14 protein-coding genes are annotated in these 17,530 nt (G+C 57.8%); 8 read left to right on the top strand and 6 right to left on the bottom strand.

Translation table 11 applies throughout. From position 1 onward, the window contains the following. The first annotated feature begins 121 nt into the window (after positions 1-121). On the top strand, positions 122-1,834 hold the full coding sequence (locus tag WFN75_RS00345) for a lysophospholipid acyltransferase family protein (protein WP_336995418.1): 1,713 nt from the start codon (positions 122-124) through the stop codon (positions 1,832-1,834). Between the two features lie 69 nt (positions 1,835-1,903). Here the strand turns inward: WFN75_RS00345 and tauD are convergent, their stop codons facing one another. The 4 genes from tauD to tauA are packed head-to-tail and all read right to left on the bottom strand — an operon-like array spanning position 1,904 to position 5,317. Further along, positions 1,904-2,755 (bottom strand): taurine dioxygenase, encoded by an 852-nt coding sequence (gene tauD, locus WFN75_RS00340; RefSeq protein WP_207293075.1) that lies wholly within the window; start codon positions 2,753-2,755, stop codon positions 1,904-1,906. After that, entirely contained in the window at positions 2,752-3,579 is an 828-nt protein-coding gene (gene tauC / locus WFN75_RS00335) for a taurine ABC transporter permease TauC (RefSeq protein ID WP_207293074.1), read from the bottom strand. The genes tauD and tauC overlap by 4 nt, the downstream gene beginning before the upstream one ends. Then, on the bottom strand, positions 3,576-4,343 hold the full coding sequence (gene tauB, locus WFN75_RS00330) for a taurine ABC transporter ATP-binding subunit (protein ID WP_046884495.1): 768 nt from the start codon (positions 4,341-4,343) through the stop codon (positions 3,576-3,578). The genes tauC and tauB overlap by 4 nt, the downstream gene beginning before the upstream one ends. 11 nt (positions 4,344-4,354) lie before the next feature. Next, positions 4,355-5,317: a taurine ABC transporter substrate-binding protein gene (gene tauA / locus WFN75_RS00325; protein WP_336995417.1), complete on the bottom strand. Its 963-nt coding sequence runs from the start codon at positions 5,315-5,317 to the stop codon at positions 4,355-4,357. Positions 5,318-5,557: 240 nt separating this feature from the next. On the opposite strand from tauA, the gene WFN75_RS00320 reads away from it, so the two are divergent. From WFN75_RS00320 to fbpC, 6 genes are all read left to right on the top strand, one after another. Then, positions 5,558-6,187, top strand: coding sequence for a response regulator transcription factor (locus WFN75_RS00320; protein ID WP_040076988.1), 630 nt, complete (start codon positions 5,558-5,560; stop codon positions 6,185-6,187). Then, positions 6,187-7,728 carry an MASE1 domain-containing sensor histidine kinase gene (locus tag WFN75_RS00315; protein ID WP_336995416.1) on the top strand — a complete coding sequence of 514 codons (1,542 nt, stop codon included), beginning with the start codon at positions 6,187-6,189 and terminating at the stop codon, positions 7,726-7,728. The genes WFN75_RS00320 and WFN75_RS00315 overlap by 1 nt, the downstream gene beginning before the upstream one ends. Before the next feature lie 85 nt (positions 7,729-7,813). Then, positions 7,814-9,115 (top strand): MFS transporter family glucose-6-phosphate receptor UhpC, encoded by a 1,302-nt coding sequence (gene uhpC / locus WFN75_RS00310; RefSeq protein WP_040076990.1) that lies wholly within the window; start codon positions 7,814-7,816, stop codon positions 9,113-9,115. An 11-nt stretch (positions 9,116-9,126) separates the two neighbouring features. Further along, positions 9,127-10,158, top strand: a complete 1,032-nt coding sequence (locus WFN75_RS00305) for an ABC transporter substrate-binding protein (RefSeq protein ID WP_336995415.1) — start codon at positions 9,127-9,129, stop codon at positions 10,156-10,158. Positions 10,159-10,223: 65 nt separating this feature from the next. Continuing rightward, positions 10,224-12,302 carry an ABC transporter permease gene (locus tag WFN75_RS00300; RefSeq protein WP_336995414.1) on the top strand — a complete coding sequence of 693 codons (2,079 nt, stop codon included), beginning with the start codon at positions 10,224-10,226 and terminating at the stop codon, positions 12,300-12,302. Between the two features lie 4 nt (positions 12,303-12,306). Next, entirely contained in the window at positions 12,307-13,353 is a 1,047-nt protein-coding gene (fbpC, locus tag WFN75_RS00295) for a ferric ABC transporter ATP-binding protein (protein ID WP_212477082.1), read from the top strand. Positions 13,354-13,598: 245 nt separating this feature from the next. On the opposite strand, the gene mmuM is transcribed toward fbpC, so the two are convergent. Together mmuM and mmuP are read right to left on the bottom strand one after the other, a co-directional pair. Further along, positions 13,599-14,531, bottom strand: a complete 933-nt coding sequence (gene mmuM, locus WFN75_RS00290) for a homocysteine S-methyltransferase (protein ID WP_207293067.1) — start codon at positions 14,529-14,531, stop codon at positions 13,599-13,601. Continuing rightward, the gene (mmuP, locus tag WFN75_RS00285; protein WP_046886727.1) at positions 14,518-15,918 is read right to left on the bottom strand and encodes an S-methylmethionine permease; all 1,401 of its coding nucleotides are present in this window, start codon (positions 15,916-15,918) and stop codon (positions 14,518-14,520) included. Before mmuP ends, mmuM begins: the two co-directional genes overlap by 14 nt. Before the next feature lie 398 nt (positions 15,919-16,316). Between mmuP and WFN75_RS00280 the strand changes: the two genes are divergently transcribed. Next, complete coding sequence (locus WFN75_RS00280) at positions 16,317-17,426, top strand: AI-2E family transporter (protein ID WP_046886726.1); 1,110 nt, start codon at positions 16,317-16,319, stop codon at positions 17,424-17,426. Positions 17,427-17,530: the final 104 nt, after the last annotated feature.

Genomic DNA, 17,530 nt, shown 5'->3' with positions numbered 1-17,530 from the left:
CGACCGGGTAGCGGCTTTGCCCTGCCCGGCCTGAACCTCCCCGCACGAATCTTCACTAATCTGCAATAGAAACGACATCTGGCCCTACTACTGTCTCGGCAGGACAGGAGGAGAAGCCACCATGTTTAGTCTCGACAGCGTTCTCGATGACCTTTGGCCTCAGGCGAGGCCTGCGCCCTGGCAAAAAAGCCTGTTAAAAAAGCTATTTTATGAAGAAGAGTTTCAGCAGTTCGCCGCTACTCACCGCCACCTGAAAGGACTCGATATGGTGGAGCAGGTTCTGGAGCACCTGGATATTCATTGCACCGTCTCCGCCCGCGATCTCGAACAAATCCCCGAACACGGCCCGCTGGTCATCATGGCAAATCACCCCACAGGGACTCTCGACGGGCTGGCGCTCATGTACGCCGTCTCGCGCGTTCGCCGCGATGTCAAAGTGGTAACCAATCGTATGCTGACGCACCTTGAGCCGTTAAGTTCGCTGTTTATCCCGGTGGATAACCTGGGCGGTAAAACGGCGAAAACGTCGTTGATACAGATGGAACAGCATCTGCAAAACGCCGGTGTGCTTATCTTCTTCCCGGCGGGCGAGGTGTCGCGCCCCACCCGCAAAGGGATCCGCGATAAAAAGTGGCATTCCGGCTTTATTAAACTCGCCGGTAAACTTCGGGCCCCCTTGCTGCCGGTGCACATTCAGGCACATAACAGCCTGCTGTTTTACGCCACCACGCTGATCTCCCCTACCCTTCCCCTGCTGTTATTGATGCAGCAAATGTTCCGCCGTCGCCACAGCACGTTACCGATAAAGATCGGCGAGCAGATTACCTGGCACAGCTGGTTTAGCCCCCCCTTATCGCCCCGTGAGATGGCAGAGCAGTGCCGCCGGCACGTAATACGCCTGGGGAAAGGACTGCCCGGTATCTTTAAAACTGTCTCTGCGATTGCCCGCCCCGAAGATCGGGCGCTGCTCAAACGAGAGCTGGCGCTGGCGGAGTGTCTCGGGAAAACCGGCGACGGGAAAATCATCTATTTATGGCAACGCAACGGGCAGGAAGAGGCCCCGCTTCTGCGCGAACTGGGGCGTTTGCGGGAAATTTCGTTCCGGGCCGTGGGCGAAGGTAGCGGCAGACGACGCGATACCGACAGCTATGACGATGACTACCTGCACCTGATCCTGTGGGATGAAGAGGAGCTGGAGATCGTTGGCGCCTACCGCTTTATGCCCACGGCCGCTCAGGTCGAAAAACGTGGCGTGGAGGGGCTGTACAGCTACAGCCTGTTCCAGTACGACGACAAAATGGAAGAGGTGCTGGCGCATGGCATTGAGCTGGGACGCAGCTTCATTCAGCCACGCTACTGGGGGCGTCGCGGGCTGGATTATCTCTGGTCTGGTATTGGCGCCTGGCTGGCTCGCTATCCGCAGTATCGTTATCTGTTTGGCCCGGTCTCTATTTCAGGGGGACTACCGCCCGATGCCCGGGATTTACTGGTGGCCTTTTACCGCCTCTGGTTCCCGGCGAGCCACCCGTTGGCGGCCTCTCGCCAGCCTTATCCCGCGTCGCTGCCTGACGTGCTGGCGCAGTTTGGTGGGGTAGATTATGTTGATGACCTGACCCGGCTGAAATCACTGCTGGGTAATATGGGCTGCGGCATTCCGCCGCTCTATAAACAGTACTCTGAACTGTGCGAACCCGGCGGCGTGCAATTTATCGATTTTGGCAGCGATCCGGCCTTCAACAACTGCGTTGATGGACTGGTGCTGGTGGATTTGTGTTATCTGAAGGCGAACCGCTATCAGCGGTATATTGAGGCGCATTTACCTCCCTCACCCTAAAAGGGAAAAGCTGAACACCGTACTACCCCATCTCCTCGCCCCAAAGGGGCGAGGAGATGGTAAAGGGAATCAGCTCGCACGATAAAACGGCTTATCCCCCAAAATTGTCGCTCGCTGCATAATCCGGCGCTGCGGCAGGTAATCCGCATTGGCATAGTGCTGCGTCACGCGGTTATCCCAGATCGCCAGATCGTTCTCCTGCCAGCGCCAGCGCACCTGAAACTCCGGTTTGGTAATATGCGCGAAGAGGAAATGTAACAGCGCCTCGCTCTCTTTTTCGGTGACGTCCACAATACGGGTGGTAAACCCTTCGTTCACAAACAGCGCCTGTTTGCCCGTCACCGGATGGGTACGCACCACCGGATGCAGCAGCGGAGGATGCTTCGCCACCGCCTCTTGCCAGCGCTGGTGCTCCTCTTCGGTCTTACGGTACTTATACTCCTGGAACGATTTCTTAAAATCGTGCTCCGCTCGCAGTCCGCTCAGTAGCGTCTGGAAGGGTGCCGATAACGCCTCAAAGGCCGCAATACCGCTGGCCCACAGCGTGTCTCCGCCCGTTTCGGGTAACTGTTTCGCCGCCAGAATCGCCCCGGCAGGTGGCGTATCGATAAAGGTCACATCGGTGTGCCAGTTGTCATTATCCGGCGGGTTATTGTTATGGGTATCCAGCACAATTATCTCCTCCACCCCTTCCGCATGGGGATAGACAGGGTGGATATGCAGATCGCCAAAACGCAGTGCCAGCGCACGCTGCTGCTGTGGCGTGATGGCCTGCTCGCGCAGGAAGACCACCTGATGGCGCAGCACCGCATGGTACAGCTGCTCAAACTGGTTATCGCTCAGCGGGCGGCTGACATCCAGGCCCGAGACTTGCGCGCCAATGTACGGCCCCAGCGGGGTAATGGTCAGACGTTCACTCATTGAATCTCTCCATGCCAGGGCGTCAGACGACGCTGTAACGCGCGCAATCCCAGTTCTAATCCGAAGGCAATCACGGCAATCACCGCAATACCTGCCAGCACCACGTCAGTCGCCAGGAACTCTCCTGCCGACTGCACCATAAATCCCAACCCACGCGTGGCGGCGATAAGCTCGGCCGCCACCAGCGTCGACCAGCCCACGCCAAGACCAATACGCAGCCCGGTTAAAATTTCCGGCAAAGCACCGGGCAAAATCACAAAAAGCAGCACCTGCACGCGGCTGGCGCCAAGCGACTGCGCGGCACGAATCCGCACCTGCTGAGCACTTTTCACCCCCGCCAGGGCAGACATCGCCACAGGAGCAAAAATTGCCAGATAGATCAGCAAGATTTTTGAGGTTTCACCGATCCCAAACCAGATAACCATCAGCGGCAGATAGGCCAGCGGCGGCACCGGCCGGTAAAGCTCTATCAGCGGATCCAGAATGCCGCGCAGCGTTGGGCTTAACCCCATCGCGATCCCCACCGGGATGCCGACGACCACTGCCGCCAGCAGCGCCACCAGAATACGCGCCAGGCTGGCCCCTAAGTGCTGCCAGAGCGTGGCGTCCATAAAGCCTTGTGGGCCAGCGATGCTGATCAGTTTTTCCAGCACCTGACCCGGCGGGGGGAGAAAGAGCGGGCTGATCCACTGCTGGGCCGCAACGGCCCACCACACGGCCAGCAGCGCCACCAGCGTACTCACGCTCAACGTGATTTGACGGGAGAAGGGCCAGCGTAATGCGAAGCGCGAGCGCCGCGTTTTTTCACCGAAGACAATGCTCACGAGAATGCCTCCCGTTGTTCAAACACGCGACTCAGCACATATTCGCGCTGCTCGATAAACTGCGGATCGGATTTGATACTGCGCACCGGCTCACCCGCCACGTAGCGACGGGCAAAGTCGAGCGACAAGCGCTCCTGCACGCGTCCAGGCCCGGGCGATAACAACACCAGTTCCGTGGCCATAAATATCGCTTCTTCAATATCGTGCGTAATCAACAGCACCTGTTTTCCGGTCTCATGCCACAGACGCAGCAGCAGGGTTTGCATCTGTTCACGGGTGAAGGCGTCGAGCGCCCCAAAGGGCTCATCCAGCAGCAGAAGCTGCGGATTCGCCGCCAGCGCGCGGGCAATCCCCACCCGCTGGCGCTGGCCTCCAGAAAGCTGCCAGATATAGCGTTTTTCCGCCCCTTCGAGCCCCACTTTTTTTAGCATCTCCCGGGCAACGGTCAGGCGTTGCTCACGCCCAAGGCCCGCCAACTGCAGGCCAAAGGCCACGTTCTCCTGCACGTTACGCCAGGGCAACAGCCCCTCGTTCTGAAACACCACGCCACGTTCCGCGCCTGGCCCCTGGACCTTTTTTCCCTCCAGCTGGATGCTGCCATGCTGATAAGGAAGAAACCCGGCAATCAGATTCAACAGCGTGGTTTTACCGCAGCCAGACGGCCCCAACACGACCAGCAGCTCACCGCGGTCGAGCGTCAGATTGATCTCTTCCAGTGCGGGCTTTCCAGCGTAATCCGCAGACAGATGGGTAATATTCAGCATCGCGGGCAACCTTATTTGACAAAGCGGTCGGTAACGTACTGGCTGTAATCTGCCGCTACCGCCGGCACTTTGCCTTGTTCTTTCAGGAAGCCTGCGGTATCCACAATCGCTTTATTCACCGGCCCGGCCAGCTGCTGAGCCTGCTGGGCAGGGGTCAGGTAGGTGTTGCCCTTCACCAGCCCCGGCACGTCCGCCTTCGGTACGCCGCTCAGACGAGAGAGTTTTTCCAGATTATCGGGTTGTTTCAGCCATTCATCCGGATTGGCAATGTAGGGCTGCTGGGCGTCGATGGCGCTTTTGGCAAAGGCTTTGACGACCTCGGGATGTTTTTCAGCAAAGTCTTTGCGCACAACCCATACGTCGAGCGTTGGCGCCCCCCACTGCCCTACTTTTTCGGAGTCGGTGAGCACGGTACCCTCTTTTTCCAGCTCATTTACGGCAGGTGCCCAGACGTAGGCACCATCGATATCGCCGCGCTGCCAGGCGGCAATAATTGCCGGGGGTTGCAGGTTAAGAATTTGGACCTGCCCCGGCTTGATGCCCCAGTGTTTGAGCGCTGCCAGCAGGCTGTAATGGGTGGTGGAGATAAAGGGAACGGCGATGCGCTTGCCGATAAGATCGGCGGGCTTCGTGATACTTTTCTTTACGACCAGCGCTTCAGACTGGCCAAGCTGGGACGCCAGCAGGAAAACTTCAATTGGTACCTGCTGGCTGGCCGCCACCGCCAGCGGGCTGGAGCCGAGGTTACCAATCTGTACATCGCCGGAAGCCAGCGCCCGCACGATAGCAGCCCCGCTGTCGAATTTGCGCCAGTCCACGTTGGCGCCGCTCGCCTTGGCAAAGGTGTTATCCGCCTGGGCCACTTTCGCCGGCTCGGCAGAGGTTTGGTACGCGACGGTGACATCCACCGCCTGCGCCTGAAATGCCCACAGCGCCAACGCGCCGAGTAACGTCATTCTCGATGAAATCGCCATAGTCTCTGTCCCCCTTGTTGTTATGGGAGCAGTATTTCCGGCGAGGTCATTTTCATAAAGGAACAAAATCGCATCGCTCATTCCGATTCGTTTTTAGAAAAAAAGCGGCAAAAGATAGTTAAAAACTGACAGAACGCTTTATTGCAATTCTGTTACATCCGTTACATAACCGCAGCCACAGCATTGCCAGCCCGGCGGCAACGGGCATCATAGAGTTACTCTTGTGCAATGGGTGCTGAAATGATCAAAGTCGTGCTGGTAGACGATCACGTGGTGGTCCGTTCCGGGTTCGCCCAGCTATTAAATCTGGAAGATGATCTGGTGGTCGAAGGCCAATACAGCAGCGCCGCTGAGGCCTGGCCGGCCCTCTCACGGGACGCGATTGACGTCGCCGTGATGGATGTCGCCATGCCCGATGAGAACGGACTGAGCCTGCTTAAGCGGTTGCGTCAGCTACGCCCTCAGTTTCGCGCCATTATTCTGAGCATCTATGACACGCCGGCGTTTGTTCAAAGCGCGCTTGATGCGGGTGCCAGCGGCTATTTGACCAAACGCTGTGGCCCGGAAGAGCTGGTACAGGCGGTACGTTCCGTCGGCATGGGTGGTCACTATTTATGTGCCGATGCAGTAAAAGCGCTGCGCGGCGGCGAGCCGACGTCCAGCGTGCTCAACGTGCTCACCCCACGCGAACGGGAGGTGTTTGAGCTGCTGGTCAAAGGCGAGAGCGTCAAAGAGATTGCCTTTAAACTGGCCCTGAGCCACAAAACCGTACACGTCCATCGCGCCAACGTGCTTGGCAAATTACAGTGCAACAGCACCATTGAGCTGGTGCATTTTGCCCTCGACAACCAGTTACTCACGGGCCACTGATGCGGCGCCCCCTGCGACATCTTATTCTTTCGTTGTTTATTATGCTGGCCTGGGGCACCGGCTGGCTGATGCTATGGACGCTCAGTTTTTACCTCACCCACAATGGCCAGCAGGCGGCGCTTTTTCTGCCACAGGGCGTTTATCTGGCCCTGCTGATTCTGCTCGCACGCCGCTACTGGCCGGCGCTGATCCTGCCCGTGCTGGCGGCGCTGTTGTGGCTGCACGAGGAGCAATTACTTACCCACCACCTCATGCTCGCGGTGCCGCTAACCGGCCTGCTCAGCGCCTGGTTAGCCCAGCGCTACTGGCACGCGTTTCCCCTCTACTGGCAACGTCTCTCGATGCTGATTGCGGCCGTAACGGTTAATGCCCAGCTGCAAACCCTGCTGTTGTCACCGTTTCTGGAAAGCCCCGCTACCCTGCTATTACTGGCCTCGTTTACCGGTGGGGTGTTGCTTACTCCGTTTGTCTATCTGGTGTTTGAATTTTTGCGCCAGCAGCATCGCTATCATTTGCTGGGGCTGGATACCAGCAACCCGCCGCTGCGGACGTCCCTTATTATCTGGTGCAGCCTCTTTTTCATTATCGGCATCGGCACCCAGATGGTGCTCTCCCCATCGCTGGAGCGGTTACTGCTAATTGTGGTATTCCTGCCCAACGTGGTGATGGCGTGGAAATTTGGCTGGCAGGGTGGCGTACTCTCCGGGTTACTCGGCAGCATGATGATCACCATTGCCCGCCAGGTCGGGATCGGATTTAGCGATCTGCTGGAGCTAGAGATTTTCCTCGCCACCCAGTCTCTGCTGGGGATGGGTCTGGGGATCGCCATCAGCCGCCAGCAGCATCTGGCGATGAACCTTGACCGCTACCGCCGTCGGCTGGAAGCGGAGTTACAGGCCCGGCGAGAGCTGACAGAAAAGCTGATCCATACTGAAGAAGATACCCGCAAGCACCTTGCGCGCGAACTGCATGATGAGATTGGCCAGAACATCACCGCTATCCAGATCCAGTCTCAGCTGGTGAAACGGGCGGGCGATACGCCGCTGGCCGTGGAAGCCGCCGGTCAGATTAACGAACTGGCACGTCGTATTCATCACTCCACCCGTCAGCTACTGCGCCAGCTCCGCCCACCGGTGCTGGATGAGCTCTCCCTGAAGGAGGCGCTACATCATCTGGTGAATGAGTTTGCCTTTACCGAGCGCGGCATCACCTGCCGGTTTGACTACCAGCTCCCCGCCCCGCCGCAGAGTGAAACCGTCATTTTCACCCTCTACCGCCTGCTGCAAGAGTTGCTGAATAACGTAAGCAAGCACGCCGACGCCAGCGAGGTGTCAATCTTGCTCTGTCAGCGCCATGATCAGCTGCATCTTGAGGTGCGTGATAACGGCAGCGGGATGGGTTCACAGCAGCCAGCAGGGTTTGGTATTCAGGGGATGCGTGAGCGCGTCTCTGCCCTGGGTGGCGATTTGACGCTGGAATCCCACGCGGGGACGCGCGTAATTGTTAACCTGCCCACAAATTTGCAACAAACACCGCATTAACCAGGAAAAAGTCTTAGTCACTCCAGACTTTCTCTCATCCCATTTCAGTCGCGCTTAACTAGAGTCAGCTCAAACGGAGAAGATCATGCACGTCCTGTCTGCCGAACAGGTTTCACAACGTTATCGGGCGCTTCGCCCCAGGCTGCTGCTGTGTATGGTGATTGGCTACGCCGCGTTCTACCTGACGCGTAAAAGCCTTAACTATGTGTTACCCGCGCTGCAGATGGATTTGGGGCTGAGTAAGAGTGATATCGGGCTGATTGGCTCGCTCTTCTACCTGAGCTACGGGCTGTCGAAATTTGCCGCCGGACTCTGGCACGACAGCCACGGCCAGCGGGCATTTATGGGCATCGGGCTGCTGGCGACAGGGGTGTTGAACGTGTTGTTCACCTTTAGCGATGCCTTCCCGCTGCTGCTGTTTATCTGGACGTTGAACGGCTTCTTCCAGGGATGGGGATGGCCGCCCTGCGCCAGATTGTTGACCCACTGGTACTCGCGCAATGAGCGCGGCTTCTGGTGGGGATGCTGGAATACCTCCATCAATATTGGTGGTGCAATTATTCCACTGATTTGTGCCGCTGCCGCCCACTGGTGGGGCTGGCAGGCGGCGATGCTGACACCGGGGATAATCAGCATCGTGCTTGGCCTGTGGCTGACCACACAACTGCGGGGCACACCGCAGGAAGAGGGTCTGCCGACGGTCGGCGAATGGCGTAACGATCCGCTCGAGTTACGCCAGCAACAGCAGAGCCCGCCGATGGGTTTGTGGCAGATGTTACGCAGCACCATGCTGCAAAACCCGATGATCTGGCTGCTCGGGGCGTCGTATGTGCTGGTGTATCTCATCCGCATCGCCCTGAACGACTGGGGGAATATCTGGCTGGCAGAGAGCCACGGGGTAAACCTGCTGAGCGCTAACGCTACGGTGATGCTCTTTGAAGTGGGCGGACTGCTGGGGGCGCTCTTTGCCGGGTGGGGATCGGATCTGCTGTTCAGTGGTCAGCGTGCGCCGATGATTTTGCTGTTCACGCTGGGGTTGATGGTGTCGGTGGCCGCCCTGTGGCTGGCGCCGGTCCACCATTACGCCCTGCTGGCGATGTGTTTTTTTACGGTGGGATTTTTTGTCTTTGGTCCGCAAATGCTCATTGGCCTTGCCGCCGTGGAGTGTGGACATAAACAGGCTGCAGGGTCGATTACCGGTTTTCTTGGCGTGTTCGCTTATCTGGGGGCCGCGCTAGCCGGGTGGCCGCTGTCGCAGGTTATCGAACGCTACGGCTGGTCGGGAATGTTCAGTTTGCTCTCGATCGCCGCCGTGCTGATGGGTTTGTTACTGATGCCATTGCTGATGGCGGGCATCACCGCTTCTCGCAGTCACATAACGTCATAAAAGGCTGAATAATGAAAACGACTCTTCTCTCTACCCTCATTGCTTCCGGGATCGCGCTGGCTACCTTAACGGGTGCCGCACAGGCCAAAGGCCGCCTGGTGGTTTACTGCAGCGCAACCAACGAAATGTGCGAAGCCGAGACCAAAGCGTTCGGCGATAAGTACGATGTCAAAACCTCGTTTATCCGCAACGGTTCCGGCAGCACGCTGGCGAAGGTGGATGCCGAGAAGAAAAACCCGCAGGCCGACGTCTGGTATGGCGGCACCCTGGATCCGCAGTCTCAGGCGGGCGAAATGGGGCTGCTGCAGCCGTACAAATCGAAGAATCTTGAGCAGATCATGGAGAAATTCCGCGATCCGGCCAAAGTGAAGGGCAACCTCTCTTCGGCGGTCTACGTCGGGATCCTCGGCTTTGGTGTGAACACCCAGCGTCTGAAAGAGAAGAACCTGCCGGTGCCTCAGTGCTGGAAAGATCTGACCAAACCGGAATACAAAGGCGAGATCCAGATTGCCGATCCGCAAAGTTCCGGCACTGCCTACACGGCGCTGGCAACCTTTGTCCAGCTGTGGGGTGAAGATCAGGCCTTCGACTACCTGAAGCAGCTTAACGGTAACGTCTCTCAGTACACCAAATCCGGCATCGCCCCGGCGCGTAACGCCGCCCGCGGCGAAACGGCCATCGGCATCGGGTTCTTGCACGACTACTCCCTGGAAAAAGAGCAAGGGGCGCCGCTGGAGCTGCTCTCCCCGTGCGAAGGCACCGGGTATGAAATTGGCGGCGTGAGCATTCTGAAAGGGGCGCGTAACGAAGAGAACGCGAAGCTGTTCGTCGACTGGGTGTTGTCGAAAGAGGCTCAGGAGCTGGCATGGAAGAAAGGTAAATCCTATCAGATCCTGACCAACACCACGGCGGAAACTTCGCCGAACTCCCTCAAGCTCGACGATCTGAAGTTGATCAGTTACGACATGGATAAGTATGGCTCCACGGATGTGCGAAAAGCGTTGATCAACAAATGGGTCAGCGACGTGAAGATGGGTAAATAAGCCCGCAAACAGTGGTTATCACCCGGCGCCATTTTGCCGCCGGGTCTCCAACACCTGGAAAACTTATGTCACACACACTCGCTCTCCATCCCGTCAAAAAACGGGATGCGGTATTCCTTTGGGTTTTACTCGGCTGGCTGGCCTTTGCCCTGCTGCCGAGCTGGAGCCTTGATTACGGCCTGCTGGAGTCCACCAGCGACGAGATCCTCGATGCCTACAGCTGGTCGCAGGTTAATATCAGCTGGCTGTGGTACGTGCTGCCAAGCCTGCTGCTGGTGCGTCCGTTTAACGAAGCGAAACGCGAACAGCGCAGCCGCCATTATCTGGACGCCGGCTGGGCGCTACTGTGCATGGCGTTTGTGGTCATAAGCGCTACCCTGGAAGGGCGCGGTTTAGGCTATGCCACCATCGTGCTGTTCGTGGCGCTGGGTGCCATCATGACTCTAGCCCTCACCCGCCTGGAGTGGCTGGGCGGTGACCGCTTTGTCATTGGATCCCTTATCACCATTGTTGCCCTGATCGGCATTTTCATCGTCTGGCCCAGCATCGCCATCTTTATTCCGATGTTTACCAACGATGCCGGCGAGTTTGCTCCGCTGGCGTTTATGAATGTGCTCTCGCAGGCGCACATCATTCAGGTGATCATTAACTCCATTCTGTTGTCGATTGCCGTCGGTATCGGCTGCACCTTCTTCGGGCTGGTGCTGGCCATTTACACCACTCGCATCGCCAAACGCAGCGCGATCATCGGCCGCATCTTCTCCATTCTGCCCATTGTGACCCCGCCGTTTGTGGTGGGCTTAGGCGTAACGCTGATGATGGGGCGCTCCGGCTATGTGACCGAATTTATGGTGGAATGGTTCGGTTTAACCAATACCAACTGGCTGTACGGCTTTACCGGCATCTGGCTGGCGCAGGTGCTGGCCTTTACGCCGATGGCCTTTATGATCCTCGACGGGGCCATTAAGACTATTCATCCGTCGCTGGAAGAGGCCTCCTATACGCTGCGCGCCAGCCGCTGGCAGACCTTTAACGGCGTCTTCGTGCCGCTGCTGAAACCGGCGCTGGCCAACGCCTTTTTAATTGTCATTGTCCAGTCGCTGGCGGACTTCAGTAACCCGCTGGTGCTGGGCGGCAACTTCGACGTGCTGGCGACGCAAATCTACTTCTATATCACCGGTTCGCAGCTGGACTATCAGGCGGCCAGTACGCTGGGTGCCTTCCTGCTGCTCTTCTCGCTGCTGGTGTTCTGTATCCAGTACATGTGGATCGGCAAACGCTCCTACGTGACCGTCTCCGGTAAATCCTACCGCGGTGATGTGCAGCCGCTACCGGTGACGCTGGTGTGGAGCGTGATCGTGCTGTTGGCGGTGTGGGTCGCCTTCAACGCCCTGCTTTACGGCAGCATTTTCTACGGCAGCTTCACCGTCAACTGGGGGGTGGATTACACCCTGACGTTGGATAACTTTATCAAGTTGTTCGGCCAGGGCATGAGCGACGGCGCATGGCCTTCGCTGCTCGACACGCTGCTCTACGCCGGGATCGCCGCGCCGATCACCGCCGCCTTCGGTCTGCTGATTGCGTGGGTGGTTGTGCGCCAGCAGTTTAAAGGGAAAAAGACTATCGAGTTCACCACCATGCTCTGCTTCGCCGTACCGGGCACCGTGGCTGGCGTCTCCTATATTCTGGCCTTTAACAGCGCGCCGGTGTACCTGACCGGCACCGCCGCCATCGTCATTATTTCCATGGTGATGCGTAACGTGCCGGTGGGCATTCGCGCCGGGATCGCCGGGCTGGGTCAGATCGACAAGTCGCTGGATGAAGCCTCACTCAGTCTGCGTGCCGGGAGCTTGCGAACCATTACCCACATCCTGCTGCCACTGCTGCGCCCCGCCATTTTGTCGGCGCTGATCTACAGCTTTGTGCGCGCTATTACCACCGTCAGCGCCATTGTGTTCCTCGTCACGCCGGATACCCGCGTGGCAACGGCCTACATTCTGAACCGCGTGGAAGACGGCGAATATGGCGTGGCGATTGCCTACGGCTCGATCCTGATTGTGGTCATGCTGGCGATCATTTTCCTCTTTGACTGGCTGATCGGTGAGGCACGTATCTCCCGTTCAAAAGCCAAAAACCAGGCGTAACACTATGACTCAGAAACATTTTGTTGAACTGCGTAACGTGACCAAGCGCTTTGGCGCTAACACGGTGATTGAGAATATCAACCTGGCGATTCCGCAAGGACAAATGGTGACGCTGCTCGGCCCATCTGGCTGCGGCAAAACGACCGTCCTGCGTCTGGTGGCCGGACTGGAGAAGCCGACCGAAGGGCAGATTTATATCGACGGTGAAGATGTGACACACCGCTCCATTCAGCAGCGTGATATCTGCATGGTGTTCCAGTCCTACGCCCTCTTCCCGCATATGTCGCTGGGGGAGAACGTCGGCTACGGCCTGAAGATGCTGGGCGTCTCGCGCGCGGAGATTAAAACCCGCGTCCAGGAGGCGCTGGCGATGGTGGACCTGGAGGGATTTGAAGATCGCTATGTGGATCAGATCTCCGGCGGGCAGCAGCAGCGCGTGGCGCTGGCCCGTGCGCTGATCCTCAAACCCAAAGTTCTGCTCTTTGATGAGCCGCTGAGTAACCTCGACGCCAACCTCAGACGCAGCATGCGCGATAAAATTCGCGAGCTGCAGAAGCAGTTCAATATCACCTCGCTGTATGTGACCCACGATCAGAGCGAGGCGTTTGCGGTCTCTGACACCGTACTGGTGATGAACAAGGGCAATATTATGCAGATTGGCTCCCCGCAGGATCTCTACCGTCAGCCCGCGTCGCGCTTTATGGCGAGCTTTATGGGGGATGCCAACCTCTTTCCGGCGAACTTCAGTGAAGAGGCGGTGGAAATCCACGGCTACCGACTGCCCCGTCCGCTGCATTTCGCCGCGCAGGGAACAGGCACCGTTGGGGTACGCCCGGAGGCCATCACCTTGAGTCAGCACGGCGAGGCAAGCCAGCGCTGCGTGATTCGCCACGTGGCCTATATGGGACCGCAGTATGAAGTGATTGTGGAGTGGCACGGGCAGGAAATTTTGTTGCAGGTGAATGCCACGCGGCTACAGCCGGACCTGGGGGAGTCGTATTACCTGGAGATTCATCCGTACGGGATGTTTGTGCTGGCAGACGTGGCGTGAGGTTGTGCGCGCGTCTCCCCCCTCACCCTAACCCTCTCCCTCAAGGGAGAGGGGACCGTTCAGTTTTCGTCTTTTCACGGTTTTCTCCCTCTCCCTGTGGGAGAGGGGACCGTTCAGTTTTCGTCTTTTCGCGGTTTTCTCCCTCTCCCTGTAGGAGAGGGGGCCGTTCAGTTTTCGTCTTTTCGCGATTTTCTCCCTCTCCCTGTGGGAGAGGGCCGGGGTGAGGGCATCAGGCTGCACAAAACTCAGCGCAGCGCATATAACTCAGCAATATCCTTCGGTGTCGTCCGACAACACCCGCCAATTAACTTCGCTCCGGCCGACTGCCATTGCGGCAAATACCCCGCCAGCGTCTCGCACGCTTCACCGTGGTGATGCCAGGTCTTGCTCACCGCATCATAGTGCTCGCCCGAGTTCGGATAGACCACCAGCGGCAATGCCGTCAGGCCTTGCAGATGTTGCAGCGCCGCCGTGGTGTTCTCCAGGGCGATACAGTTGATACCCAACGCCACAATCTGTGGGAAGTTATCCAGCACAGCAATGACTTCACGCAGCGGCGTGCCGTCGCTCAGGTGCTCGCTGTCGCGCAGGGTAAACGAGAACCATGCCCGGGCGCGGGGGTATTCTGTCAGCAACGCGGCCAGCGCTTTAATTTCAGGGAATGACGGCAGGGTTTCGCAGGCCAGCAGATCGGCCCCCGCGTCCAGCAGCGCCTCTACCCGTGGGCGGTGGAACGCGGTAAATTCTTCCGCGCTGCGCACGTAGTCGCCGCGGTATTCGGAGCCATCCGCCAGGTAAGCACCATAGGGCCCGACGGAGCCCGCCACCAGCAGCGTGCCCGCCTGGGCGTTCTCGGCCAGATATGCCTCGCGCGCTTTGCGCGCCAGCTCCACGCTTTTACCAATCAGCGCCCGGGATTGCGCCTCGTCCAGCCCGCGTGCCGCAAAGCCTGCAGGCGTCGCCTGATAGCTGGCGGTGATCGCCACCTGCGCGCCAGCACGATAGTAATCAAGGTGCACTTCACGGATAAGATCCGGGTTTTCCACCAGCACTTTGGCAGACCAGAGGCCGTCTGCAAGATTACAGCCGCGCGCTTCCAGCTCCGTTGCCATCGCGCCATCCAGCACCACAAAGGGTTGTTTCTCGAGGATGGCGGTAAGCGGATTATTCTGCGACATGTTGATGCTCCTGCGTTGTCAGATTTCGGGTCAGGTAGTACGCACCATAACACAGGGCGACGAAGGGGAGTCCGCAATAAAGGGCAATGCGCTGGCTGGGGTCAAACCACAGGCCGACGCAGGCCACTACGCAGAGGATAAAACCAAGCACCGGCACTAACGGATACCACGGCGCCCGATAGTGCAGGTCAGAGAGCGGCAGGCCAGCCTGCACATGACGGCGGCGGAAGACAAAGTGCGAAGCGCAAATGCTGATCCACACCGCCACCACCGCGAAACCGGAAATGGCAGAAAGCGCGACGAATACCGTATCCGGGGCCACCACGCTTGAGAACAGCGCCAGTACGCCGCCCAGCATCGATACCGACAGCGCCGTCAGCGGCACGCCATTTTTGTTAACCCGGGCAAAGCAACGCGGCAACGTTTTCTCGTTCGAGAGCGACCACAGCATCCGGCCAGAGGCATATAACCCCGAGTTCGCCGCCGAAAGGATTGCCGTCAGAATCACAAAGTTAAAGATATCCGCCGCGTAAGGAATACCCACTTTCTCAAAGACCAGCACGAATGGGCTTTTCTCTACCCCGGCCTGCTGCATCGGGATCAGGGCCGCCAGCACAAAGACGGTGCCGATAAAGAAAATGATCAGCCGGGCAATGGTGGTACGGATCGCTACCGGAATCACCTTGTGCGGGTTTTCGGTCTCCCCCGCCGCAATGCCGATCAGCTCCGTTCCCGAGAAGGCGAAGTTCACCGCCACCATGGTCATCAGGATCGGCAGACCGCCGTGCGGGAACCAGCCTTCAGCGGTGATATTGCTCAGGCCCGGCGCGGGAGAGCCGTCCTGCATCGGGATAAACCCAAAGATCGCCGCGCCGCCGAGAATGATAAAGGCAATGATGGTGATAACTTTCACCAGCGAGAACCAGAACTCCCCTTCGGCAAAGAACCGGGTAGAGATGACGTTCAGAGCAAAAATCACGACGCAGAACACCACGCACCACACCCAGACGGGCACCTGCGGGAACCAGTACTGCATGCAGAATCCGGCGGCGGTAAAGCTCGACCCGAGCGCGACCGTCCAGGTGAGCCAGTAAAGCCAGGCGACGGTGTACCCGGTCGCCGGGCCCAGATAGCGGGCGGCATAGACGTGGAATGCGCCAGTCTCCGGCATCGCGACGGAAAGTTCACCCAGACACTGCATCACCAGCCACACAACCAGTGCGCCAATCAGGTACGCCAGCAGCGTACCCGCCGCGCCGGTGGTCGAAATAATGTATCCGGTATTGAAGAATAACCCTGTGCCAATGACCCCACCCAGCGAGAGCATAATCAGGTGGCGTGTTTTCATGGTGCGCTTTAGCTGCCCATTTTCGTGTTCTGTTTGCATATTACCTTCTAAACGTATGGACATCTAAACATCCAAAGAAGGTGTGTTATACCGCGATTGTTAACAAAAAGCTAGCCAACCAGCCGCAGCCGGGCACGTCGTGCGCTGAGTCTGGGGTGGGCTGTGAGGATCACGTAGAGTATTGGTCGCCAGGCCATAATGTCCTCCGCAAGAAGATACTTACAGCATGGCGCGGGGGGCAAACTTTCTCGGTCAGGCGAAAGTGGTATCTGTTTTCTGTTTGCTAAACCTTTGTATGCCTTACGCAGTCTTTAGAGGCCATCACTGGACCCGGGCCCCCGCCCGCCCGCTTATCTGATGAAGCACGCGCGCAATTATTGGTAAATCCGTTAAAGGGTTCTATAGTCGTCACAGTTACTTAGTTATCAGGATTCACTATGCGATTTAACGGACTGACCAAAGGTTTCTTCATCTTTATTCTCGCCCTTGTCACCTGGGCTTTTTTTGATGTGCTCTCCCCCTACTTCTCTGCCATTTTGTGGGCGGCCATCCTGACCATCATTTTCAACCCGGTGAAAAACAAACTGCGCACCCTGCTGGGCGAGCGCAACGGCCTGGCGTCGTTTTTGACCCTGTGCATTATCTGCCTGATCGTCTTTATTCCGTTGATGGTGATCCTCTCGTCGCTCGCCATTGAGCTGAACGTGGTGTACACCAAGCTTCAGCAAAACAATACCCAGTTCCCGGAAGTGGTGGCCGGTATCCTTAACCGCCTGCCCGGCTGGGCGAGCGGCTTTCTTGCCGATCATAACCTGGCGAATGCGGCGGAGATTCAGAAAAAACTCTCTGAAGCCGCGCTGCGGGGTGGGCAGTACCTGGCTGGCAGCGCATTCCTGATCGGCAAAGGCACATTTGGCTTCGCCATCAGCTTTGGCATTATGCTCTATCTGCTCTTCTTCCTGCTGAAGGATGGGCCTTACCTGGTGCGTCAGATCCTGGATTCGCTGCCGTTGAGCAACTTTGCGAAAGAGCACCTGTTTGCCAAATTCGTCGGCGTCTCACGGGCAACGGTGAAAGGTACGGCGGTAGTGGCGGTCGTTCAGGGCACGCTTGGCGGGATTGCATTCGCGATTGTCGGCATCGACGGCAGCATATTGTGGGGCGCGCTGATGGCGTTCCTCTCGCTCGTCCCGGCCGTCGGCTCGGCTATCGTCTGGGTGCCTGCCGCCATCTTCCTTTTCGCTACGCACCAGCTGTGGCAAGGGCTGTTTATTGTCGGCTTCTTTGTGATTATCGTTGGGCTGGTGGATAACATTCTGCGTCCGTTGCTGGTGGGCAAGGACACCAAAATGCCAGACTATCTGATCCTTATCTCCACCCTCGGCGGCATGGAGTTGTACGGGATCAACGGCTTTGTGATTGGCCCGCTGATTGCGGCGCTGTTTATCGCCTGCTGGAATCTCTTCTCCGGACGTGACCATGCTGGCAACACCGAAGAGCTGGATGCCGATTTCCTTGAAGAGGGGAAAACTCCGCCCGATTTGTGAAGGGGCATCGGTAAACGATAAACCAGGCGGCACTGTGCCGCCTTTTTTATTAGCTGAAATCAAACATTTTCTATAATTTGAAAGAACGCCACCCCACTTTCGTC

This window comes from Leclercia sp. UBA7405, assembly GCF_037152215.1.
Classification (GTDB): domain Bacteria; phylum Pseudomonadota; class Gammaproteobacteria; order Enterobacterales; family Enterobacteriaceae; genus Enterobacter; species Enterobacter pneumoniae.
The sequence above is the reverse complement of the archived record's forward strand: the minus strand, read 5'-3'. Positions and strand labels throughout refer to the sequence as shown.

Excerpts from the sequence above, each read along its gene's own strand:
- WFN75_RS00345 (WP_336995418.1), top strand. The coding sequence starts at position 122 with ATGTTTAGTCTCGACAGCGTTCTCGATGACCTTTGGCCTCAGGCGAGG.
- tauD (WP_207293075.1), bottom strand. The coding sequence starts at position 2,755 with ATGAGTGAACGTCTGACCATTACCCCGCTGGGGCCGTACATTGGCGCG.
- tauB (WP_046884495.1), bottom strand. The coding sequence starts at position 4,343 with ATGCTGAATATTACCCATCTGTCTGCGGATTACGCTGGAAAGCCCGCA.
- tauA (WP_336995417.1), bottom strand. The coding sequence starts at position 5,317 with ATGGCGATTTCATCGAGAATGACGTTACTCGGCGCGTTGGCGCTGTGG.
- WFN75_RS00320 (WP_040076988.1), top strand. The coding sequence starts at position 5,558 with ATGATCAAAGTCGTGCTGGTAGACGATCACGTGGTGGTCCGTTCCGGG.
- WFN75_RS00315 (WP_336995416.1), top strand. The coding sequence starts at position 6,187 with ATGCGGCGCCCCCTGCGACATCTTATTCTTTCGTTGTTTATTATGCTG.
- uhpC (WP_040076990.1), top strand. The coding sequence starts at position 7,814 with ATGCACGTCCTGTCTGCCGAACAGGTTTCACAACGTTATCGGGCGCTT.
- WFN75_RS00305 (WP_336995415.1), top strand. The coding sequence starts at position 9,127 with ATGAAAACGACTCTTCTCTCTACCCTCATTGCTTCCGGGATCGCGCTG.
- WFN75_RS00300 (WP_336995414.1), top strand. The coding sequence starts at position 10,224 with ATGTCACACACACTCGCTCTCCATCCCGTCAAAAAACGGGATGCGGTA.
- fbpC (WP_212477082.1), top strand. The coding sequence starts at position 12,307 with ATGACTCAGAAACATTTTGTTGAACTGCGTAACGTGACCAAGCGCTTT.
- mmuM (WP_207293067.1), bottom strand. The coding sequence starts at position 14,531 with ATGTCGCAGAATAATCCGCTTACCGCCATCCTCGAGAAACAACCCTTT.
- mmuP (WP_046886727.1), bottom strand. The coding sequence starts at position 15,918 with ATGCAAACAGAACACGAAAATGGGCAGCTAAAGCGCACCATGAAAACA.
- WFN75_RS00280 (WP_046886726.1), top strand. The coding sequence starts at position 16,317 with ATGCGATTTAACGGACTGACCAAAGGTTTCTTCATCTTTATTCTCGCC.